22 protein-coding genes are annotated in these 21,960 nt (G+C 59.3%); 6 read left to right on the forward strand and 16 right to left on the reverse strand.

Features of this window, described 5'->3' with window-relative positions:
* Positions 1 to 3 precede the first annotated feature (3 nt).
* A complete protein-coding gene (locus tag FOY56_RS12265) occupies positions 4 to 1,710 on the reverse strand; it encodes a sensor histidine kinase (RefSeq protein WP_146346138.1) in 1,707 nt (568 codons plus the stop codon).
* Between the two features lie 34 nt (positions 1,711 to 1,744).
* Positions 1,745 to 2,446: a response regulator transcription factor gene (locus FOY56_RS12270; RefSeq protein ID WP_146346139.1), complete on the reverse strand. Its 702-nt coding sequence runs from the start codon at positions 2,444 to 2,446 to the stop codon at positions 1,745 to 1,747.
* 340 nt (positions 2,447 to 2,786) lie between these two features.
* Between FOY56_RS12270 and FOY56_RS12275 the strand changes: the two genes are divergently transcribed.
* Positions 2,787 to 4,385, forward strand: coding sequence for a phosphoenolpyruvate carboxykinase (locus FOY56_RS12275; protein WP_146346140.1), 1,599 nt, complete (start codon positions 2,787 to 2,789; stop codon positions 4,383 to 4,385).
* Positions 4,386 to 4,445: 60 nt separating this feature from the next.
* Here FOY56_RS12275 and FOY56_RS12280 read toward each other — a convergent pair whose 3' ends face one another.
* The gene (locus FOY56_RS12280) at positions 4,446 to 5,213 is read right to left on the reverse strand and encodes a sulfite exporter TauE/SafE family protein (protein WP_146346141.1); all 768 of its coding nucleotides are present in this window, start codon (positions 5,211 to 5,213) and stop codon (positions 4,446 to 4,448) included.
* 144 nt (positions 5,214 to 5,357) lie between these two features.
* Between FOY56_RS12280 and FOY56_RS12285 the strand changes: the two genes are divergently transcribed.
* The gene (locus FOY56_RS12285; RefSeq protein ID WP_146346142.1) at positions 5,358 to 7,049 is read left to right on the forward strand and encodes an acyl-CoA dehydrogenase family protein; all 1,692 of its coding nucleotides are present in this window, start codon (positions 5,358 to 5,360) and stop codon (positions 7,047 to 7,049) included.
* A gap of 207 nt (positions 7,050 to 7,256) precedes the next feature.
* Here the strand turns inward: FOY56_RS12285 and FOY56_RS12290 are convergent, their stop codons facing one another.
* The gene (locus FOY56_RS12290) at positions 7,257 to 7,742 is read right to left on the reverse strand and encodes a TrmO family methyltransferase domain-containing protein (RefSeq protein WP_146346143.1); all 486 of its coding nucleotides are present in this window, start codon (positions 7,740 to 7,742) and stop codon (positions 7,257 to 7,259) included.
* Between FOY56_RS12290 and FOY56_RS12295 the strand changes: the two genes are divergently transcribed.
* Positions 7,741 to 8,217 (forward strand): META domain-containing protein, encoded by a 477-nt coding sequence (locus tag FOY56_RS12295; protein WP_342779797.1) that lies wholly within the window; start codon positions 7,741 to 7,743, stop codon positions 8,215 to 8,217. The two genes, FOY56_RS12290 and FOY56_RS12295, sit on opposite strands and share 2 nt — an antisense overlap.
* On the opposite strand, the gene recO is transcribed toward FOY56_RS12295, so the two are convergent.
* The 4 genes from recO to FOY56_RS12315 form a co-directional block, all read right to left on the reverse strand.
* Positions 8,201 to 8,926 (reverse strand): DNA repair protein RecO, encoded by a 726-nt coding sequence (recO, locus tag FOY56_RS12300; RefSeq protein ID WP_146346144.1) that lies wholly within the window; start codon positions 8,924 to 8,926, stop codon positions 8,201 to 8,203. The genes FOY56_RS12295 and recO overlap by 17 nt on opposite strands.
* 6 nt (positions 8,927 to 8,932) lie before the next feature.
* Complete coding sequence (locus tag FOY56_RS12305; protein WP_146346145.1) at positions 8,933 to 9,262, reverse strand: DUF1491 family protein; 330 nt, start codon at positions 9,260 to 9,262, stop codon at positions 8,933 to 8,935.
* On the reverse strand, positions 9,259 to 10,167 hold the full coding sequence (era, locus tag FOY56_RS12310) for a GTPase Era (protein ID WP_146346146.1): 909 nt from the start codon (positions 10,165 to 10,167) through the stop codon (positions 9,259 to 9,261). The genes FOY56_RS12305 and era overlap by 4 nt, the downstream gene beginning before the upstream one ends.
* 144 nt (positions 10,168 to 10,311) lie before the next feature.
* A complete protein-coding gene (locus FOY56_RS12315; protein ID WP_146346147.1) occupies positions 10,312 to 12,180 on the reverse strand; it encodes an amidohydrolase in 1,869 nt (622 codons plus the stop codon).
* A 245-nt stretch (positions 12,181 to 12,425) separates the two neighbouring features.
* Between FOY56_RS12315 and FOY56_RS12320 the strand changes: the two genes are divergently transcribed.
* The gene (locus FOY56_RS12320) at positions 12,426 to 13,301 is read left to right on the forward strand and encodes a haloalkane dehalogenase (RefSeq protein ID WP_146346148.1); all 876 of its coding nucleotides are present in this window, start codon (positions 12,426 to 12,428) and stop codon (positions 13,299 to 13,301) included.
* On the opposite strand, the gene rnc is transcribed toward FOY56_RS12320, so the two are convergent.
* The 8 genes from rnc to folK form a co-directional block, all read right to left on the reverse strand.
* Complete coding sequence (rnc, locus tag FOY56_RS12325) at positions 13,298 to 13,981, reverse strand: ribonuclease III (protein WP_146346149.1); 684 nt, start codon at positions 13,979 to 13,981, stop codon at positions 13,298 to 13,300. The two genes, FOY56_RS12320 and rnc, sit on opposite strands and share 4 nt — an antisense overlap.
* Positions 13,978 to 14,814 (reverse strand): signal peptidase I, encoded by an 837-nt coding sequence (lepB, locus tag FOY56_RS12330; protein ID WP_146346150.1) that lies wholly within the window; start codon positions 14,812 to 14,814, stop codon positions 13,978 to 13,980. Before lepB ends, rnc begins: the two co-directional genes overlap by 4 nt.
* A 60-nt stretch (positions 14,815 to 14,874) precedes the next feature.
* A complete protein-coding gene (gene acpS, locus FOY56_RS12335; protein WP_146346151.1) occupies positions 14,875 to 15,294 on the reverse strand; it encodes a holo-ACP synthase in 420 nt (139 codons plus the stop codon).
* A gap of 109 nt (positions 15,295 to 15,403) precedes the next feature.
* The gene (locus FOY56_RS12340) at positions 15,404 to 16,165 is read right to left on the reverse strand and encodes a pyridoxine 5'-phosphate synthase (protein WP_146346152.1); all 762 of its coding nucleotides are present in this window, start codon (positions 16,163 to 16,165) and stop codon (positions 15,404 to 15,406) included.
* Between the two features lie 35 nt (positions 16,166 to 16,200).
* Positions 16,201 to 16,857, reverse strand: a complete 657-nt coding sequence (locus FOY56_RS12345; protein ID WP_146346153.1) for a DUF2062 domain-containing protein — start codon at positions 16,855 to 16,857, stop codon at positions 16,201 to 16,203.
* 36 nt (positions 16,858 to 16,893) lie between these two features.
* Positions 16,894 to 19,026 (reverse strand): RelA/SpoT family protein, encoded by a 2,133-nt coding sequence (locus FOY56_RS12350; protein ID WP_146346154.1) that lies wholly within the window; start codon positions 19,024 to 19,026, stop codon positions 16,894 to 16,896.
* Between the two features lie 29 nt (positions 19,027 to 19,055).
* Positions 19,056 to 19,409 (reverse strand): DNA-directed RNA polymerase subunit omega, encoded by a 354-nt coding sequence (rpoZ, locus tag FOY56_RS12355; protein ID WP_146346155.1) that lies wholly within the window; start codon positions 19,407 to 19,409, stop codon positions 19,056 to 19,058.
* A gap of 91 nt (positions 19,410 to 19,500) precedes the next feature.
* Positions 19,501 to 20,070, reverse strand: a complete 570-nt coding sequence (gene folK, locus FOY56_RS12360) for a 2-amino-4-hydroxy-6-hydroxymethyldihydropteridine diphosphokinase (RefSeq protein WP_146346156.1) — start codon at positions 20,068 to 20,070, stop codon at positions 19,501 to 19,503.
* A gap of 137 nt (positions 20,071 to 20,207) precedes the next feature.
* Between folK and FOY56_RS12365 the strand changes: the two genes are divergently transcribed.
* Positions 20,208 to 20,783 (forward strand): LabA-like NYN domain-containing protein, encoded by a 576-nt coding sequence (locus tag FOY56_RS12365; RefSeq protein WP_146346157.1) that lies wholly within the window; start codon positions 20,208 to 20,210, stop codon positions 20,781 to 20,783.
* Between the two features lie 231 nt (positions 20,784 to 21,014).
* A complete protein-coding gene (gene ispH, locus FOY56_RS12370; protein WP_146346158.1) occupies positions 21,015 to 21,959 on the forward strand; it encodes a 4-hydroxy-3-methylbut-2-enyl diphosphate reductase in 945 nt (314 codons plus the stop codon).
* Position 21,960: the final 1 nt, after the last annotated feature.

The following is a 21,960-nucleotide window of genomic DNA, read 5'->3' on the forward strand; positions in this document are numbered from 1 at the left end:
AGATCAGACCGGCAGGCCAACGACAAAGCGGGCACCCAATGGATCCGACGTCACATCAGCCTCGGTCGGGCGGATGTTTTCGGCCCAGATTACACCGCCATGTGCTTCGACAATCTGCTTTGAAATCGCAAGGCCCAGGCCCGAGTTATTGCCAAAATGCTCTTCGGGGCGTTGCGAGTAGAAGCGTTTGAAAATCTTGCTGAGCGCCTGATCCGGGATACCGGGGCCGGTGTCTTCGACCACCACAAGCACGCGATTGTTGCGGCGGCGCACCCAAACCCGAATCGCATCGCCGTCTTCGCAGAACGATACGGCATTGGTGATCAGGTTGACAAAAACCTGCGCCAAGCGTGCTTCCAAACCGTGGATCATGATTGGTCCGGCTGGCATGTCAGTAATATAGTCGATGCCATTGGATTTGGCATCTTCGCCCAGATACTGGTTGAGATTGCCCAGCATGTTCAGCAAGTCAAAGTTTTCCTGATCTTCTTTGACCAGTTCGGCGTCCAGACGCGAGGCATTCGAAATGTCACTGACCAACCGGTCCAGCCGCCGCACGTCATGTTCAATGACCTCAAGCAGCTTTTCGCGCTGATCTTCGCGCTTGACCATGCGCATCGTTCCGACGGCCGATTGAAGACTGGCCAGCGGGTTCTTAATCTCATGTGCGACATCGGCCGCGAATTGTTCATTGCCATCGATGCGCGTGTAAAGTGCCGAGACCATGCCCCTTAAAGCGCGGCTCAGGCGTCCGATTTCGTCCGGGCGGGCCGTCAGGTCCGGGATGCGGATTCGTTCAGGGTTCATCTTGCGGGCGTTCCGGTCGCGCCCCAGTTCGGCGGCCTCGGCAAGGTCTGCCAGCGGGTTGGCGATGGTCGACGCCAGCACAAGGCTCAGACCCACCGAGACAAGCAAGGCAACGACAAACATCTGGAGCACCCGTTCACGCTCACTTCGTACCAAAGCGTCAATTTCGCCAGAGGGGCTGAGCAATGCAACAACGCCGACCGCGGTACCGCTCTGCAGGATCGGGGCAAGCACGGCGAACTCAGTGCCGCCGGGTTCGTCGACGATTGGCTGAATGCGCGTTCCGTTCGCAACCGTATCCTTGACCTGAGCCCGCAGCTGATCCTCGACCGGGTCGGCGGGGTCCGCCTGCTGCGGTGACGAGAAAACCGAAGCAACCGAGCGCCAGATCGCCGTCAATGTATCGCTAAGCGGCGTGTTCCGGGTCTTTTCGGTATCGATCTTGCCCGGTGCTTCGTCGGTACCCTGAGTATACCCGACAACCGCCTCAGCCGTGTCAAAGACATAGACCTCAACCCCCTGCCGAAGGGTCAGAACGTCCAGCGTCTGCGCGACATCCACACCATCTGATGCAGCCAGATTGACCGGCGTACCATCGCTGAGCTGCGCCTCGAAAACGTTGGCAATCAGGCGGGCTTCGCCGACAAGAGCGCCAGCACGTTGCGCCACAAGGCTTTCCCGGGACGAATTCAGATACAGGATACCCGACACCAGAATGATCAGCGCGATCATATTGAAAACGATGATCTTTCGGGTCAGAGGCGACCCCCTGACCGAGAAAAAGCCGCGGCGAGACCGCATGTCGCGCATCTCTTCGCCGACCGTGCTACGAGGGGCGACCCAATCGTCGCCGAGCACCACGTCTCCGTTTCGAGAAGTTGGCAATGTCCCGGTATCGCGCACAGTTGTTCCTTAGCATCCAGTCCCGAAGGCGGTGTTATTCTTCGTTGTATCGATAGCCGATACCATAAAGGGTCTCAATCGCGGCAAAGTCACTGTCGGCAGTGCGCATCTTCTTGCGCAGGCGCTTGATGTGACTGTCGATGGTTCGGTCGTCGACATAGACCTGATCATCATACGCAACGTCCATAAGCTGATCGCGGCTTTTGACGAAACCGGGCCGTTGTGCCAGCGCCTGAAGCAGCAGGAACTCGGTGACGGTCAGCGACACGTCATTGCCTTTCCAGCTGACCGAATGGCGCAGTGAGTCCATCCGCAAATTGCCGCGTTCCATCAGCTTGCTTTCGGGGCCCGTGCCCGCAGCATCGCCGTCTACAGCTTCCTGCCGGCGCAGCAGCGCCCGGATACGTTCGACCAGCAAGCGCTGAGAAAACGGTTTTTTGACATAGTCGTCCGCGCCCATCCGCAGACCCAGAACTTCGTCAATCTCATCGTCCTTGGACGTCAGGAAAATGACCGGCATCTGGGTTTTTTGACGAAGCCTTTGAAGAAGATCCATCCCGTCCATGCGCGGCATCTTGATGTCCAGCACGGCCATATCGGGAAGTTTCTTGTTAAAGGCGTCCAGAGCCGCCTGCCCGTCGTTATAGGTTTCAACCTCGAAGCCCTCTGCCTCAAGTGTCATCGACACGGACGTCAGGATATTCCTGTCGTCATCCACCAATGCGATCTTAGACATCTCAACATGCCCCTATGCTGCTCGAGTATGTTATATTTTTCTGTGACTCTGACACTTTTTGCTATTGCGAATCAATCCATAACTGCGAATCGGATGTCCCTTTTCAAACAGATTGTGCAAAAATATGTTAAGGTCGGTTGAATTCCTGCCTTTGAAATCCGGCTCTTCGGCATGGTTGCGCTAAAGATTGCCTTGGTTGCGCTAACTGGGTCAAACCGACCTGTTCATGCCCCGAAACGTCATGTTAAGACCCGGCTCATCGGCTGATTTGCCGGCATATCGTGATCAGGCGCGACCCTTTTTAGATAAGACGCCGAGCGCCGCCACAGGAGAAATACACATGACATCTGGACGGGTTAACCCGAACTTCCGCCTCGAAGATCAAGGCATCGAGGGTCTGGGAAATGTCTATTACAACCTAATTGAGCCCGCGCTGATCGAGGCCGCTCTCAAGCGCGACGAAGGAACCCTCGGGAACGGAGGCGCCTTTCTGGTGTCGACCGGCAAGTTCACTGGTCGGTCCCCCAAGGACAAGCACGTCGTTAAAACCGACAGCGTCGCCGACACCATCTGGTGGGAAAACAACAAGGCGATGACGCCCGAGGGGTTTGACACGCTGTACGACGACATGCTGGCCCACATGAAGGGCAAGGATTATTTTGTTCAGGATCTGGTCGGCGGTGCCGACCCGACCCACGCGATCAACGTCCGCATGGTGACCGAACTGGCATGGCACAACCTGTTCATCCGGCACATGCTGCGTCGTCCCGACCGGGAAGACCTGAACGATTTCATCGCCGACTTTACCGTCATTAACTGCCCCAGCTTCCTGGCCGATCCCGAACGGCACAATTGCCGCAGCGAAACGGTCATCGCGATGAACTTCGACAAGAAGCTGATCCTGATCGGCGGCACCGAGTACGCGGGTGAGAACAAGAAATCGGTCTTCTCTTTGCTGAACTACCTGCTGCCTGGCAAAGGTATCATGGCGATGCACTGCTCGGCCAACCACGCCGTGGGTAACCCGGTCGACACGGCGATCTTCTTTGGTTTGTCGGGCACCGGCAAAACCACCCTGTCCGCAGATCCGGCCCGGGTCCTGATCGGCGATGATGAACATGGCTGGTCAGATCGCGGCACCTTCAATTTTGAGGGCGGCTGTTATGCCAAGACGATCCACCTGTCGCCCGAGGCCGAACCGGAAATCTATGCCACGACCAACAAGTTTGGCACAGTGATCGAAAACATGGTCTATGACGAAGAGACCATGGAGCTGGATTTCGAAGACAGCAGCCTGACCGAAAACATGCGCTGCGCCTATCCGCTTGAATACATCTCGAACGCGTCAACCAGCGCGTTGGGCGGTCATCCCAAGAACATCATCCTGCTGACCTGCGACGCCTATGGCGTGCTGCCGCCGATCTCGCGGTTGACCCCGGCGCAGGCGATGTACCACTTCCTGTCCGGCTTCACCTCGAAAACACCGGGCACCGAACGTGGTGTGGTTGAGCCCGAGCCGACGTTCTCGACCTGCTTTGGTGCGCCCTTCATGCCGCGCCGTCCCGAAGTGTACGGCAACCTGTTGCGCGATAAGATCGCCCAGCACGGCGCGACCTGCTGGCTGGTTAACACCGGCTGGACTGGCGGTGCATTCGGTACCGGATCGCGAATGCCAATCAAGGCAACCCGCGGCCTGCTGACCGCCGCTCTGGACGGATCGCTGGCCGAAGCCGAGTTCCGCAAGGATCCGAACTTTGGCTTTGACGTGCCGGTCGCTGTGCCGGGCGTGGCCGAGGTTCTGTTGGACCCGCGCCGGACATGGGACGATCCCACCGCCTATGACGCGCAAGCCGCCAAGCTTGTGCAGATGTTCGCGGACAACTTCGAACAATACGTCCCGTATATCGATGATGATGTGAAAGCCGTCGCTATCGGCTGATCTGATTGACTGGTGTCTTGGAAACCCTCGGCCTTGGCCGGGGGTTTTCTTTTTGGCGGGTCAGCCCGTCAAACCGCGACGGACAAGGTTCAGACCGGCCACAATCAAGACGACCAAGGTCGCCCGGCGAAAGGTCACTTGATCGATCCGGTCCAGCAAAACCAGCCCGACACGCATCCCCAGCATCGCCGGAACGATCAACGCCAGCGACAATGGCAAGGTTTCAAGCCTGAGAACGCCCGATCCCAAGTGGGCAAAGGTCAGCAGCAGGGCCCCCAACCCATAGATAACGCCCTGAATCTGAACCTGCTCGACCTTTGGCGTATTCAACGCGGTCAGGTAAGCAACGGTCGGCGGCCCCCAGACCCCGGACATACCACCAATGAACCCGGCAAATGCGCCAACCCCAGCCTCAACGCGGGTTGAGCGTTGATCGAGGTGAAACTTGATGCCGATCAGTTGCATCACCGCAAACCCGGTGACCATCACGCCCAGCATCAAAAGAAAGAACGACGCCGGGATCGTTGTCACCAACTGTGAGCTGAACAACAGGCAGGCCCCCCCCACGCCCAGAAACACGCGGAATTTGGCAACACTTGCTACGGCCTGCCGGGCGCCCAAGCGAAAGGCTTGAAGGCCGTTGGACAACAGGGTCGGCAGAATCAGCCCGGCCAGCGCCAGTTCGGGGGATAAAAACGTGCCAAGACCCGAGATCAGGATCATCGGCATCGCAAACCCGACCATGCCTTTGACCAGTCCGGCCAAAGTGGCAATCGCAAAAGCCAGCCCTAACTGAAACGGTGTCACAAGAGAGAAAAGCGCGTCCATATGCGGTCTTACCATGCGCCTTGACGCTGCGCTGCAACAAAAGTGTGCGCAACTTTTGAACCAAACCCAAGCTTTCAACGTATTTTTGTTGCGCTGCACCTGCAAAGTGCTTAGGACCAAGCGACACCAGAAAGGATATGAATCATGGCTCATGATGGACAGGATATGACGATGACCTCAGCACCCGTAACTCTGCCCAATCTTCTTGAGTTGACTGGCGCGGCGATTGCCCCGGTCGAAACCGTACTGGACGCTGCCAAGGCCGCTGTGCGCGAAACCGTTACCGCAGAGGGTCGCGTATCTGGTGGGCTGATCGAAGCCAATCAGGCCGCTGCACATGGGTTGGCGTGGCTGGCCACCTATGTCGAAGCGCTGCGACAGATGCAGGCCTGGGCGACGCGCCTGAATGACGACGGCAAATTCGGCGACGTCGAACAGCTGATCCAGCAGATCGCGTTCGGAGAATACCTGTCGCAGATCCTGGGCGGCATCCCGATGAGCCAGACCGAAATCCTGCGCCTGCAGGACATGGGCCTTGGCGCAGATGCAACTGCCGCATTGGCAACCGACGCAATCACGACCCTGGCCGGCAAAGGCAACACACAAGCTGCCCGCACCCGTCTGGTCGAACTGATGCAGGAACGCGCGGCGGAAAACACCGTCGGCGCCACCGGGCTGGACGAAGAGCTGGAAATGATCCGCGAACAGTTCCGCCGCTTTGCCGTCGACAAGGTCGAACCCTATGCCCACGACTGGCACCTCAAAGACGAATTGATCCCCATGGAGATCATCGAGGAACTGGCCGAAATGGGCGTCTTCGGTCTGACCATCCCGGAAGAATTCGGCGGCTTTGGTTTGTCCAAGGCATCCATGGTCGTTGTGTCCGAAGAACTGTCGCGCGGTTACATCGGCGTCGGATCGCTTGGCACCCGTTCGGAAATCGCGGCCGAGTTGATCCTGTGTGGTGGAACGGATGAGCAGAAAGCCAACTGGTTGCCCAAGATTGCCAGCGCCGAAATCCTGCCGACCGCTGTTTTTACTGAGCCAAACACGGGGTCAGACCTTGGCAGCCTGCGCACCCGCGCCGTCAAGGATGACAACGGCGACTACAAAGTTACCGGCAACAAAACCTGGATCACCCATGCTGCGCGGACCCACGTGATGACACTGCTGGCGCGCACCAACCCGGACACCACCGATCACCGTGGCCTGTCGATGTTCCTGGCCGAAAAGACGCCGGGCACCGACGAAGCCCCCTTCCCGACCGAAGGCATGACAGGCGGAGAGATCGAAGTTCTGGGCTATCGCGGCATGAAAGAATATGAACTGGGCTTCGACAACTTCCACGTGAAGGGCGAGAACCTGTTGGGCGGCGAAGAGGGCAAAGGCTTTAAACAGCTGATGGAGACCTTTGAATCTGCCCGCATCCAGACTGCTGCCCGCGCCATCGGCGTGGCGCAATCGGCGTTGGATATCGCGATGCAATATGCGCAGGACCGCAAGCAATTCGGCAAGTCGCTGATCGAGTTCCCGCGCGTGTCCGGCAAGCTGGCGATGATGGCGGTCGAGATCATGATTGCGCGTCAGCTGACCTATTTCTCGGCTTGGGAAAAGGACCACGGTCACCGCTGCGACCTTGAGGCTGGCATGGCCAAATTGTTGGGTGCGCGGGTTGCCTGGTCGTCGGCCGATAACGGTCTGCAAATCCATGGCGGCAACGGGTTCGCGATGGAATACAAGATCAGCCGCGTGCTGTGTGACGCCCGGATCCTGAACATCTTTGAGGGTGCGGCCGAAATTCAGGCGCAGGTGATTGCACGGCGTTTGCTGGGCTGATTTGTCCGTTTTGTACATGGCCCGGACGGTCGATTGTGCGTTTTGTACATCGTCCGGGCCACCCCATTCCCGCGCTCAGTTTGCGGGAGTGCCCCACGTCTCGACACTGTGAACCCGCCTTGCTGCGACGCAGCAACAGCGATGCCCGCCAAATGCGGGCCCACAGTACTCTTACGATCGGATGAGCAAACCGGTCGGCGGGCGCGGTCAATCCGCGGGCGGAATGTCCACCGCTTCGATCCACGGCTTGATGTCGACGATGGGCGTGCCGTCGTAGGCATCGGTTGCATCGATCCCGATCACTCCGGCGTCAAGATCCAATGAGGTGATCCGCACCGCCGACATGGCGACAGGGTTTGGCCGCGCCGGTGATCTGAGGCGAAAAACGCCGCGTGGGCCAGACGTATGCCCCGGACGCTGGACGATCAGATCGCGCGGGGCCGCGTCCATCCATGTCACCACCCAGATCGCCTGACCGACTGTCATCCCGGCCAGCCCGAGGGCAAACCCATCGAGCAATTCGATCCGGGCATTGCCACCCCCCTGCTGACGTGACTGACCAATGTTGCGCGGACAGTTGCCCTTGGACCAGTCCGACCGGATATGCCCGATGAAACTGACAGATGCATCTGCCTGGTCCGCCGGATCGAACCCTAGCCGTGTTTCGCCGTCGCGATGATCGTCCTCGGACATGTCAGACCCTCCTGTCGTTGCTGCCAACATGACACCCTTATCGCGTCGATTGTTCAACCCGTCTTTGCATGGCATCCTGTCGCCCATGCGCGCTGTGTTGATCTTTGCCCTATTCGGCCTGACCCTTTGTGACCGGGACGAGACCGCGACCGGCTATGGGGCGGCGGATCGGGGCTGGGTGCTGAGCGAACTGGACGGGCGCACGTTTGCGGCCCATGCGACGCTGAGTTTTCCGGCGCAGGGCGCAGTTGCAGGCGAAGGCCCGTGCAACCGGTTTTCCGGCACTTTGGCTGTGCCCTATCCGTGGTTCGACATTGGGCAACTGATGTCCACAAGCCGGGCCTGCCCGGACGCCAATGCCGAGACCGCTTATTTCTCGGCCCTGCAGGCGATGACCGAAATCGAGATCTCGGGCGCGCTGTTGGTCCTTAGAAACGCCGAGGGGCGTGAAATGGTGTTCACAGCGTCCGACTGAGCGTGTCCAGAAACCGCGCCCGCGCCTCGGGCATTGGTTTGTTCCCAAGCGCCGGAGCGACACGGTTTTCAAAGAAATACCCGGTGGTGCGCAATGCCAGCGCGATTTCATCATCCGGCGCATCGCCGTGACCCCGCAAGACCGGCGGAAGCGGCAGCATCCGGTCGGCCCATTCCCCGGCACCACGGCGCGACACGGCCCGCCCGGATTTCGGCGAAATGTAAATCAGTTCCTGCGTTGCCCCGGTGGCCGCGCATTCGGTCAGATCAAGGCCAAATCCCAGTTCTTCCAACAAGGCCAGTTCCCAGCGCAGATAGGCCAGGGGCCACAGGTCGTCCTGCCCCAATAGATCCAGCAATTGTTCGCTTCGGATGTAAAGCGCGGCGTGCGGTTCGCGTTCGGGCAGGCAAAAGGACAAAAGCCCGGTGACGGTGTTCAGGCCCGCGAGGGCCAGCCGGCCCGAAAAGGCGGCAACCGCCCGGCTGCGCAGGGGTTCAACCTGAAACGACCCGATATGATCCTCAAGCCGTGCGCGCCAATTGAGGGCCAGTTGCGCCCCCGGCTGCAGGATCGGTGCGATCTTGCGACTGGTGCCGCCCCGCACAACACCGGCGTGGCGACCGTGCTCTTGTGTGAAGACGTCGATGATTGCCGACGTCTCGCCATGTCGGCGCGAAGAAAGCAGAAAACCGTGATCGGACCATTCCATGTCCCGCTACTCCAGCCCCGGTTCATCCAGCAGGTGGCGGCCCCGGCGGTCTTCGACCTCGATGACCCACAGATCGGGGTCAAAGGATTTTTGGCGGGTGATGGCCTCGTCGACGTCGGCCTCGGCGCCCTTGCGCAGTTCGGACCAGCGGCGAAGGCCGGTCATCAGGTCATATTCGCGGTGCAGGGCGACGGCCTGACCGTCAAGTGTGTTCAGTTTCACCAGAACCGCCCCGGCATCATCATCGCCGTGGGACGTGACAAAAGCCGGAATGTCGTTCAGCCGGAGCCGTGTCAGATAGGCCTGCACCCAAAAGGACGAGACCAGCCCGTTCATGTGTTGCCGTCTTTGAAGTCCAGCCCCATTTCCGAATAGCGCTCGGCCTCTTCCAGCCAGTTGGGCCGCACTTTGACCTGCAGAAACAGGTGGACCTTGCGGCCCAGGAACTCTTCCAGTTCGGCCCGGGCCGCCTGGCTGATTGCCTTGATCGTTTCGCCCTTGCTGCCAAGGATGATCCCCTTGTGGCCGTCGCGGGCGACATAGATGATCTGGTCAACACGGGCAGAGCCGTCTTTGCGTTCTTCCCAAGATTCCGTTTCGACGGTCAGCTGATAGGGCAGTTCCTGATGCAATCGCAGCGTCAGTTTCTCGCGGGTCATTTCGGCGGCAATCATGCGCATCGGCAGATCGGCCAGCTGATCTTCGGGGTACAGCCACGGACCTTCGGGCAACTGGTCTGCCAGCCAGCGGCGCAGGTCATCAACACCAAAGCCCTTTTCGGCCGAGATCATGAAGGTTTCGGCAAACGGGTAGCGGTCGTTCAGATCCTTGGTCAGGCTCAGCAGAACGTCCGATTTCACCCGGTCGATCTTGTTGATCGCCAGCGCAACCTTGCGGCCTTTGCCGATGTCTTCCAGCCCCTCAAGAATGCGTTCCACACCGTCCGTGACGCCCCGCTGTGCTTCGATCAGCAGGACAATGATGTCGGCATCCGCAGCACCGCCCCAGGCGGCGGCGACCATGGCGCGGTCCAACCGGCGACGCGGGCGGAACAGGCCCGGCGTGTCGACGAACACGATCTGAGCGTCGCCTTCCAGCGCCACACCGCGAATACGCGTGCGGGTGGTCTGGACCTTGTGGGTCACAATCGACACCTTGGCCCCGACCATACGATTGGTCAGGGTGGACTTGCCCGCATTGGGCTCTCCGATCAGGGCAACAAAGCCTGCGCGTGTGGTCATTTGGGTCTTCCTGAAGTTGAGATAGCATCGCTTACAGGGTTTCTGTCGTCATGACCAGTAAACTTGATCGGGGTGCCTGCGCCAAGGGGGCAAAGCCGGTTGCAACCGGGCCCGGCAAAGGCCCGATGCAGGGGTGACGCCGTGTCAGTGGCGGTGGTGGGCTGCGTTCGGCTCTGCTCCGATCATTTTCAGCATCCCGGCTTCCGTCACATGAAGAAACGCGTGACCATCCATCGGGGTTCCGCCCGATGCCAGAGCAACCCGGTTTGCCGGGTTCTGGAGCGCGCCGTCTTGCTGCCCGGTATCAGCGGCATAGATCACCACGTCTTCTTTGATCGTTTTCAGGACCTGCAATGTGTCGAGTGTTTCGGGATCAACCGCGGTCGGATCGTCTGACAGGATCACGAAATCCGCCAGCTTCCCGACTTCGATGCTGCCTTTCAGGTCTGATTCAAAATGTTGCCATGCAGGCCAGATCGTCATCGATTTAAGGCCTGTCATCACATCCACCCGCTGAGACGGGCCAAGGATGTCACCGGACCGGGTCCGTCGGGTCACGGTCGCATCCAGAACCCGCATGCTGTCGGGAAAGGCCACCGGGGCGTCGTGGTGTGAGCCAAACATCATGCCGCGCTCACGCACCCACCCCGTCGGTGAGATATTTTCGGCATTGACGGGTCCGACGGTGTGTTCGCGGTGCCAATCGCCCCAGTAAAACGTGTGCATTGGGAACAGTGAGGGAAACACATCAAGCCTTTGCATCGCATCCACCTGATCCTGGCGCAGGAATTGGCCATGGATCAGAACGGGGCGGCGATCTGCAGGCCCGTATTTGGTCGTTGCCGTATCGATAGACGCAAGCAGAATGTCCGATGCGGCCTCACCGTTGGAGTGGACAAGGATCTGGATATTGTTGGCAAACGCCCAGTCAATGGCATCGATCACCTGTTCGTTCTTGACGGCAGGGTATCCAAGGTAGCCGGGTTCATAGTCGCCCACCGGGTCATAATACGGGCGATCCCGCCAAGCCGTGAACCCTTGTGGAGAGCCGTCGATGGTCAGTTTTGCGCCACCAACGCGCATCCGGTTCACATAGTCCTCCGACACATTGTCCGCGATATAATCGCGATCAACCAACATGTCGGGGTAAACCACGACGTCGATCTGAAAGCCGCCTTCGGACGCGACGCTTTTCATGACTTCGACAATCGGAGGGGCCGTGCGCCCTTCTTGGGCAGTTGTATACCCGAACCGCGCCCAAAGCTTGGGGCCTGCGTTGGCGAAGGCACGCAGACCCTCTTCGCCGAGTCCCCCGAGCAGGTTGGTCAGCACAAAGAAAAACGCGTTTTCCTCAAGCACCCCATTGGGTGCACCATCCGCTTGCCGTCGGATGATGCCGCCTGCGGGATCGGGCATGTCAGCATCGACATTGGTCAGTTCAAGCGCCTTGGAGTTGGCGACGCCAAAATGGCCCGACTGATGCACAATGATGATAGGAACATCGGTCGAGACCGCATCAAGGTCTTCGCGCGTTGGGTGGCGCAATTCTGTCAACTGGGACTGGTCGTACCCAAAGCCGACAATCAGGTGAACCTTTTCAACCGTCGCGGCGTTGTCGGCCATCCAGTCGCGCAACGTGGCCTGAAGGCTGGGAATATCTGTGACCTTGCCGTCCGGAGCGGCGAGAAGGTTTGCTGACAGGGCCTGCAGCCCGCCCATCACGGCATGCCCGTGACTGTCGACAAACCCGGGCAGCAGGGCGCGCCCCTCCAGATCGAATAGCTTCGTGTTATCGTCCTGCAGCGCCATGATGTCGGATAATGATCCAACAGCGACTATCTTGCCGTCCCTGACCGCAACCGCCTCGGCGCGGGGCATGTCATCATCAATGGTCAGAATAGGCCCGCCAAGATAGATGGTTTCCGCCATGTCCTGAGCGCCAGCACCTTGGGTGGTACACAACAACCCAAGCAGCGCCGTTGTGGCTGCAAGGTTAAAGAAATTTCGCTGCATAATGTGCCTCCACCAAATATCTGTTGTGAGAAGGGTAATCCCCGTGGGTGCGATTGCAACCTTGGCAGATCGGTTTGTACGGTGATTACTTCCAGGGCCCTACTGTCGGCCCTTGGCGTCGAACTGAGCCGGGCCTTGGCGGTTTGTCCCACTCCGCTTTTCAGCCTTTGCGCGCCACGGTCCCGTGACAGACGGCGCTGAACAGGGCAGGGTTTGCGGGTCATATGCATTGGGGAGGCACAGAGATGACGGTTCAACCGCTGGAAAAGTCTTTTGTCACGGTCAACGGCAAGCGCATGGCCTATCACGAAAGGGGCGACGGCGATCCGATTGTGTTTCTGCATGGAAATCCCACCTCGTCTTATCTGTGGCGCAACGTGGTGCCGCATGTTGCCGGGATGGGCCGGATCATCGTGCCGGATCTGATCGGGATGGGGGATTCGGACAAGCTGGATACGCCGGGGCCTGACAGCTATCGCTTTGTCGAACACCGCGATTATCTGGACGGGTTGCTGGAGCAGGTGATTGGCGACGCAGGCAACGTGACGCTGGTGATCCATGACTGGGGATCAGCGCTGGGATTCGACTGGGCCAATCGCCATCGCGACCGGGTTAAGGGGATCTGTTACATGGAAGGGATTGTCAGGCCGGTCAGCTGGGACGAATGGCCCGCGGCCTCGGCCCGCATCTTCCAGGGGTTTCGATCCTCCGCCGGTGAGGACATGGTGCTTGAGAAGAACGTCTTTGTCGAAAAGGTTCTGCCGGGGTCGATCATTCGTGCGATGAGTGACGACGAGATGGCGGAATACATCCGGCCCTTCGCGACCCCCGGTGAAGATCGCCGCCCGACGCTGACATGGCCGCGCCAGATCCCGATCGGTGGAACGCCCGAAGATGTGCATCAGATCGTGGCGGACTATGCCGACTGGATGGCCGAAAACGATCTGCCCAAGCTGTTCATCAATGCCGATCCCGGCGCGATCCTGATCGGACAGCAGCGCGATTTCTGCCGAAGCTGGAAAAACCAGACCGAAGTCACCGTCAAAGGCACACATTTCATTCAGGAAGACAGCCCGGATGAGATCGGGCAAGCGCTGGCAAATTGGATCGAAGGATCTTAGGATTTTGTCACAAGGTCCAGCAGGGACTGAGCGGCGGCCTGTTCGGCCTGCCGCTTGGACCCGGCGGCGGCCTTGGCGGATCGCCCATCCGACAATTGCGCGGATATCGTGAAATGCGGGGCATGATCCGGGCCGTCGCGGGCAATTTCAACGTATTTTGGCGGCGCGAGTTTGCGGGCCTGAGCCCATTCCTGCAGCGCGGTCTTGGCGTCGCGGGCGTCTTCTTCGACTTTATGGACCCGGTCGCCCCAAAGGCGCAGGATCATCGCGAACGCGGTTTCAAACCCGGCGTCTTTGTAAACGGCGGCAATGACCGCCTCCATGGCGTCGCCCAGCAGGGCCTGCTTGCGCCGCCCGCCTGACATCATCTCGGACCGGCCCAGTTTCAGCACGGCACCCAGATCGACCTGACGGGCCACGTCGGCGCAGGCCTCTTTGCGCACCAAGGCATTGAACCGGGGGGCAAGCTGGCCTTCGCTGGCGTCTTTGTCCTGTTCCAGCAAGGCGGTCGCCATCACCAGCCCCAGAACCCGGTCGCCGAGAAACTCAAGGCGCTGGTTGTCGGGGCGTGTGGCGGACGAGATTGATCCGTGCGTCAGCGCGCGCACAAGCAGATCGGGCTGGTTGAACCGATGCCCGATCCGGTCTTCAAACGCACGTAGGTCGGCTGACAGCTTCACTCGATCCCCTTGAAGAAACGATCACCGCGCCACGTCCAGAAGTACAGCATCGAAGACCCGGCGGATGAGAACATGATCCGGTCCGCGCGGCCAATCAGGTTTTCGAACGGCACAAATCCGACGCCGCCCGCAGCCTGTGGCAACCGGCTGTCACTGGAGTTGTCACGGTTATCCCCCATGAAAAAGAAATGGCCCTCGGGCACCTGATAGATACCGGTGTGGTCCATGCTTTGGTTGCCGATGTTCAGGATCGCATGTGAGACGCCGTTCGGCAGGGTTTCGATCTGACGCTGTTTTTCACATACGCCGCCTTCGCCGACCGGTGCGTTGGAGCAGCGGGGGCGCAACCGCTGAGGCCCCTGCGGCGCGGCAATCTCTTCAAAGACACCGTCGTCTACGACCTTGACCGGCTCGTCGTTGATATAGAGCAGCCCGTCCTTCACCTGGATCCGGTCGCCCGGAAGCCCGATCAGACGCTTGATGAAATCACGGCCCGATACCGGATGGCGGAACACAACCACATCGCCGCGTTCGGGATCACCCGACCAGACCCGGGTGTTGTCGCCTTTGAGGAAGCCACAGATGTCCTCGGCATCCACATTCAGTCCAATCCGCGGGATAATCACGCTGGGACAAGAGGCATAGGAATAGCCATAGGCCATCTTGTTGACGAACAGGAAGTCACCGATCAGCAACGTCTGCTTCATCGATCCTGACGGGATCCAGAAGGGCTGGAAGAACAGGGTGCGGAACACACCGGCGATCAGCAGGGCATAGACGATGGTTTTAACCGTCTCCCAGATGGCATTTCCCGAGTTGGATTTGGCGGCCATAAGGCTCTCCGTTCGCGTAAGCTGGGTTTGGCCGCTTCATGCGGGTGGGGTGGGGTTAAGTCAAGCGGATGACGCGGGATTGGCGACCAGACGCGCTTCGATCACCACAAAGGCCTGTGCCCAGGGTTCATCATCGGTCAGCGTTACATGAATGATCGCCTCGTGGCCGGGCGGCGTTAATTCGGCCAGCCGTTTCTCGGCCCAGCCCGTCACTTCCATCACTGGCTGGCCGGTCCGGATGTTGCTGACCGCCATGTCGCGCCATTTGATGCCCATGCGCAGGCCGGTGCCCAGCGCCTTTGAACAGGCTTCTTTGGCTGCCCAGCGTTTGGCGAAAGTGCTGGCTTCTTCCACCCGGCGTTTGGCCTTGGCCTGTTCGGTGTCGGTAAAGACACGATTGCGAAACCGGTCGCCAAACCTGTCCAGCGTGCCTTGAATCCGGTCGATATTGGCCAGATCTGTGCCGATGCCGATGATCATGCGCGGGTCTCCTGTACGCCTGTCGTGATCTTGCGATGCAAAGCCTGTTTTTGCGGACAGATCAAGCCTGAGTCTTTTCGGCGGTGAGGCCAGCCGTTGTCCGCTGACCCTAGGCCCCGGTGACCTTGCGCGCGTCGTCCATCAGCCTGCGCATCTCGGCAATTGCCGGTTCCAGCCCACGGAAAATTGCCTCGCCAATCAGGAAATGACCGATATTGAGTTCGCGTACATCCGGGAATTCGGCGATAGGCTGCACGGTGTCATAGGTCAGGCCATGACCTGCGTGCACCTCAAGCCCCAGTGAGTGGGCAAAGGCCGACATCTCGCGCAGCGCGGCCAGTTCACGATCGCGGGTTTCAAAATCACCTTCGGCATAGGCATCGCAATAGGCACCGGTGTGCAGTTCTATCACCTCGGCCCCGATCCGGTTGGCCGCTTCGATCTGTTTCTGATCAGCTGCGATAAAGATCGACACGCGGCACCCGGCATCCCGCAAGGGTGCGATAAAATGGGCCAACCGGTTTTCTTCGCGCGCCACCTCAAGCCCGCCCTCGGTTGTGCGTTCTTCGCGCTTTTCGGGCACGATGCAGACGGCATGGGGCTTGTGACGCAGGGCGATGGCCTGCATTTCTTCGGTCGCGGCCATTTCGAAATTCAGCGGGATCGACAGCACCTCCATCAGGCCATCAATATCCGCATCCGAGATATGACGACGGTCTTCGCGCAGATGCGCGGTGATGCCATCGGCCCCGGCCTGTTCGGCGATCTTGGCCGCGCGCAGCGGATCGGGATAGGCCCCGCCCCGCGCATTGCGCACGGTTGCAACGTGATCGATGTTCACTCCAAGGCGAAGGGCGGTGTCCGCAGTCATGACGAATCTCCGGTCTTGAGAAATTTGATCAAATTCTAGCCAGCATTTTCGGCCGCGTCAGCCTCTGCCTCGGCCTTTTTGCGGATTTCATCGAATTTTGCCTTGATCTTGGCCCGGCGGCGCTGCTGATACGCGCGGATCACGGGCACAGTCAGGTAATAGGCCACAGTCCCGAATACCGCGCCGGGAATCAGACAGCCCACCATGTAGGGATAAAAGATCTCGTCATAAAAGATCTTCAACCCGTCCCAGTTGGCGGTCGCATCGGTGAACATCGCGATGAAATTGGCCTGCAGATCCCCCCAGGCATCGGCGAACTTTCCGACAAAGCTGCGGTGTTCCCCTTCGTCGAACCGGTTTCCCAACAGAAAATGACCACTTTTCAGAGAGATCACGCCGATCGGCACATAGGTCAGCGGGTTGCCCACGAATGTGGAACTGAGCGCTGCCAGAAGATTGCCCTGCAACACCCGGGCGATCAGAAAGGCGATCAGGAAATGCAGACCGTAAAACGGGGTGAACGCGGCAAACACACCGGCCCAGATTCCGCGTCCGATCCGTTCAGGAGAATCCGGCAAGCGGCGGACACGATGGGTGACATAGCGAAAGGCGCGCCCCCAGCCCCCGCGCGGATACACCAACTCGGTCGCGACCTGAAAAGGCGTCCGGGGATCACGACGTCGGAAAACCAAAAACGAACCCCCCCATTCCCCTAATACCTCGCGCGGTCAGTCGGACGCCGCGCCAGATACGGCCTTCTTCCTGGATCTTTCGACCGAAGCCACGTCGCTTTCTGCCTCAAGCATCAGCATCAGGGAATGCAGTTGCTCGATATCGCGCAACTCCACGGTGATCATCAGCCGGTAGAAATCAGGCTTTCGGTCAGCAAATTCAAGATTGCTGATATTGGCCTTCTTTTCACCGATCAATGTGCAAATACGTCCCAGTACCCCAGCGTCGTTTCCTATCGTCAGCTCAAGGGTTGCGCTGTAGACCGCCGGGTGGGTGCCCGAGTGCCAATGCAGATCGACCCACCGTTCCGGATTGTCTTCGTATCGGGACAGCGTGTCGCAATCGATGGCGTGCACGACAACGCCCTTGCCGCGATAGGTGATACCGACGATGCGCTCGCCCGGAAGCGGCTGACAGCACGGTGCGCGGTCAAAGGATTGTCCGGGTTCAAGCCCGACAACCGCACGTCGGGGCGAGATCGCCTCGCCGTCATCCGGGGCAAGTTCGGGATACACCGCCTGGATCACGTCATGCGTGGTCAATTCGGCGCTGCCAAGGCGGGCCAGAAGTTCTGAGCGATCCACCAGCCGCAAGTGCCGCGCCGCCGTTTCCAACGCCTTGTCCGTCGCCTTGCGCCCGACATTGTCAAAGGCCGAGCGGGCCAGTTCGCGCCCCAGCTTGATGAACCGCTCACGATCGGCTTCGCGCAAGGCGCGGCGGATCGCGGTGCGGGCTTTGCCGGTGGTGGCGATGTCCAGCCAGCTGACCTGCGGGGTCTGGCCTTCGGCGGTTATGACATCCACAGATTGACCGTTCTTCAGCCGGGTCCAGAGCGGCACACGGATGGCGTCGACCTTGGCCCCGACACAGGCGTGCCCGATCCGGGTGTGAATCGCATAGGCAAAGTCGATGGGTGTGGCGCCGCGCGGCAGCTTGACCACATCCCCTTTGGGCGTGAAGCAGAACACCTGATCGGAATACATCTCAAGCTTGACGGCTTCGAGGAAATCTTCGTGATCTTCTTCGGCGTCGAACTGTTCGGTCAGGCCTGCAATCCACTTGGCCGGATCCACGGCGAACGGGTTTTCCGACCGCACACCATCACGATAAGACCAATGTGCTGCGACGCCGGTTTCGGCGACGTCGTGCATCTGGCGGGTGCGGATCTGTACTTCGACCCGTTTGCCGTCACGGCCCGACACCGTGGTGTGGATCGAGCGGTACCCGTTGGTCTTGGGTTGGCTGATGTAATCCTTGAACCGACCGGGAACCGCGCGCCAGCGTTGGTGGATCGCGCCCAGGGTCCGATAACAATCCTCTTCGGATTTCGTGATGATCCGAAAGCCATAGATGTCAGACAGGCGAGAGAACCCCTGATCCTTTTCCTGCATCTTGCGCCAGATCGAATAGGGTTTCTTGGCGCGGCCAAACACTTCGGCCTCGATCCCGGCTTTCTCAAGCTCGTGCCGCATATCGCCCGTGATGCGATGGATCACATCACCGGTTTCGCGCTGCAGGGTGATGAAGCGGCGGATGATCGACTGGCGGCCTTCGGGGTTCAGAACCCGAAACGCCAGATCCTCAAGCTCTTCGCGCATCCATTGCATACCCATGCGACCGGCCAGCGGTGCATAGATGTCCATGGTTTCGCGGGCTTTCTGGACCTGCTTTTCCTGCCGCATCGCCTTGATGGTGCGCATGTTGTGCAGGCGGTCGGCAAGCTTGACCAGGATCACGCGCAGATCCTTGGACATCGCCATGAACAGCTTGCGGAAATTCTCGGCCTGCTTGGTTTCGCGGCTCGACAGTTGCAGGTTGGTCAGCTTGGTGACGCCGTCGACCAGCATCGCGACCTCATCGCCGAATTTTTCGGTCACCACGCCATAGCTGGCCTTGGTGTCTTCGATGGTGTCGTGCAGCAGAGCGGTGATGATTGTTGCATCATCCAACCGCTGTTCAGTCAGAATCGCGGCGACGGCAACAGGGTGGGTGAAATAGGGTTCGCCCGAGTGGCGGTACTGGCCCGCGTGCATTTCCTTGCCGAATTCATAAGCTTCGGCAAGGCGCTTGGCGTTGGTTTTCGGGTTGTAGTTACGGACCAGGGCAATCAGGTCTTCGGCTGCTATCATCCGATCCGTTTCCCGAGGGGGTCAGGCAATCAGCCCTGCCCCTGTGCTTCCATGAGCGCGCGAAGAAGCTTTTCTTCCGACATATCGTCATCAGCCGGCTTGTCGTTCTCAGCGCCCATAAGCAGAGCCATCTGATCGTCTTCCGGTTCGTCGACTTCGATCTGGGTCTGGTTGCTTTCAATCAGACGCTCGCGCAGATCATCGGCGCTTTGTGTTTCGTCAGCGATTTCACGCAGAGCCACAACAGGGTTCTTGTCGTTGTCGCGATCAACGGTGATCGCAGCACCTGCGGATACTTCGCGTGCCCGGTGTGCAGCAAGCATCACCAGTTCAAAGCGGTTCGGAACCTTGTCAACGCAGTCTTCAACCGTCACACGGGCCATCAGGGCACTCCAATAGTGAGAAATCGTCCGGAGAGGCCGTATTTAGTCGCGAATCTGCTGCTTGACAAGCGCAGATTGCCGTGTCTGTTCGCTATAACGGGCGAATGCTTGCTGTTTCCGCTGCGGGAAGGTCTGCCAGCAGTTCGCGCACCGTCTTTTGAAGTATCGGATGACGCCAGTCTGGCGCGACATCCGCCAGCGGCACCAGAACGAATCCCCGGTCCTGCAGGCGCGGATGCGGCAGCAGCAACTGATCGGGTGCAACCTGTGCCTGCTGGTTCGGCGGCAGGTGCATCCAGTGTTCGACGGTCTGTTGATCCGGTTCGACCAAGTCCCCTGTTGCGATCAGATCAAGATCAAGAGACCGACCGGCCCAGCGTTCGATGCGCACGCGCCCGAACTTTGCTTCGACCTCGTGCAGCAGCGCCAACATCTGAGGCGGCGTCAGATCCGAGCGTACCCGCAGAGCTGCATTGACGAAATCCGGTCCGGCCCCGGCCGGGAAGCACGGAGTCACATAAAATCGGCTGACGGCGCGAATCACTATGCCCCTTTTTGCCAGTTCTGTGACCGCCAAAACCAGTGTTTCAGCGGGCAACCCCGCCGTTGACGCGAGGTTCGCACCAAGCGCAATCAGTTGATCTGGCAATGATTCAGTCATGTTTGGCGGGAATCCGTCATGTCATTGGGCTTGCGGTGCGACATATTTCACTTATCTTACTGTCATCAAATCGCCAAATTTAAGCACTCACTCACGGAAGAACACAGCGATTTGATTTATACCGGAAGGACATTTTGATGTTTTACAAAGACGAACGGCTTGCGCTGTTCATCGACGGATCGAATCTATACGCAGCTGCGAAGGCGCTTGGGTTCGATATCGATTACAAGTTGTTGCGCCAGGAATTCATGCGTCGCGGGAAACTGCTGCGTGCGTTTTACTATACGGCCCTGCTTGAGAACGATGAATATTCGCCGATCCGACCACTCGTGGATTGGCTGCACTATAATGGCTTCACCATGGTGACCAAGCCAGCCAAAGAATACACCGACAGCATGGGGCGTCGTAAGGTCAAAGGGAACATGGATATCGAACTTACCGTCGATGCCATGGAACTGGCGCCGCGCGTCGATCATATCGTGCTGTTCTCGGGCGATGGCGATTTCCGGCCCCTGGTGGCCAGCCTGCAACGGCAAGGTGTGCGCGTATCGGTCGTTTCGACCATCCGCAGCCAGCCGCCGATGATATCGGACGAATTGCGCCGTCAGGCCGACAATTTCATCGAGCTTGAAGAGCTGAAAGATGTGATTGGCCGTCCGCCACGGGAAATGCCGGCCGAAGGTCGCGGTGTGGCGTACGCTGGCTCCGACTGATCTGGAGTGCCACAGTTCGGGCATTGGATGGGGATCGGTGTCTGAAACGTGGATCCAGAGGTAAAGATGCATCTGTCGACATGACATGATGCCAACAAGTGAGAAGTGCGCAAGCGGAGGGACGACTTTGTCGTGCCTCCGTTTTGTATTTGGGGCCGAGTATTTGAAATGCGTCCAAGGCTGGACGCCACCGCCCCATCGGCTTACCTGTGACGCACGGAGAGCTTGCTGATGACCAAACCACCCCTGACCCTTTACCTGGCCGCCCCGCGCGGCTTTTGCGCTGGCGTTGACCGCGCCATCAAGATCGTCGAAATGGCGCTCGAAAAATGGGGCGCGCCGGTCTATGTGCGCCACGAAATCGTGCACAACAAGTTCGTGGTCGACGGGTTGCGCGACAAGGGGGCTGTTTTTGTTGAAGAACTGGAAGACTGCCCCGATGACCGCCCGGTGATTTTTTCGGCCCACGGCGTCGCCAAATCGGTGCCCGCCGAGGCAACCCGGCGCAACATGATCTACGTCGATGCCACCTGCCCGCTTGTCAGCAAGGTCCATATGGAGGCGCAGCGTCATTCGGACAACGGCCTGCAGATGATCATGATCGGCCACAAGGGACACCCGGAAACGGTTGGCACCATGGGCCAGCTTCCGGATGGAGAGGTCTTGCTGGTCGAAACGGTGGAAGATGTTGCCACGGTCAGCGTCCGCGATCCTGCCAAGCTGGCCTATGTCACGCAGACCACCCTGAGCGTTGATGACACCGCTGACATCGTTGCCGCGCTGAACGCCCGCTTTCCGGCCATCGCGGGGCCGCACAAAAAAGACATCTGCTATGCGACCACCAACCGGCAGGAAGCCGTCAAGGCGGTCGCCCCCAAGGTCGATGCCATGCTGGTGGTTGGAGCGCCGAATTCGTCCAATTCCCGCCGTCTTGTCGAGGTCGGCGCCAAGGAAGGCTGTGCCTATGCGCAGCTGGTGCAGCGCAGCAGTGAAATCGACTGGCGCGCGCTGGATGGTATCCGGTCGGTGGGGATCACCGCTGGGGCGTCGGCCCCGGAACTGTTGGTGAACGAAGTTATCGATGCCTTTCGAGACCGCTATGACGTGACCGTCGAAACGGTTGAAACAGCGGTGGAAAACGTGGAGTTCAAAGTGCCACGCGTTCTGCGTGCATGAG

Origin of the sequence: Falsiphaeobacter marinintestinus (assembly GCF_007923355.1) — a bacterium.
Classification (GTDB): domain Bacteria; phylum Pseudomonadota; class Alphaproteobacteria; order Rhodobacterales; family Rhodobacteraceae; genus Phaeobacter_A; species Phaeobacter_A marinintestinus.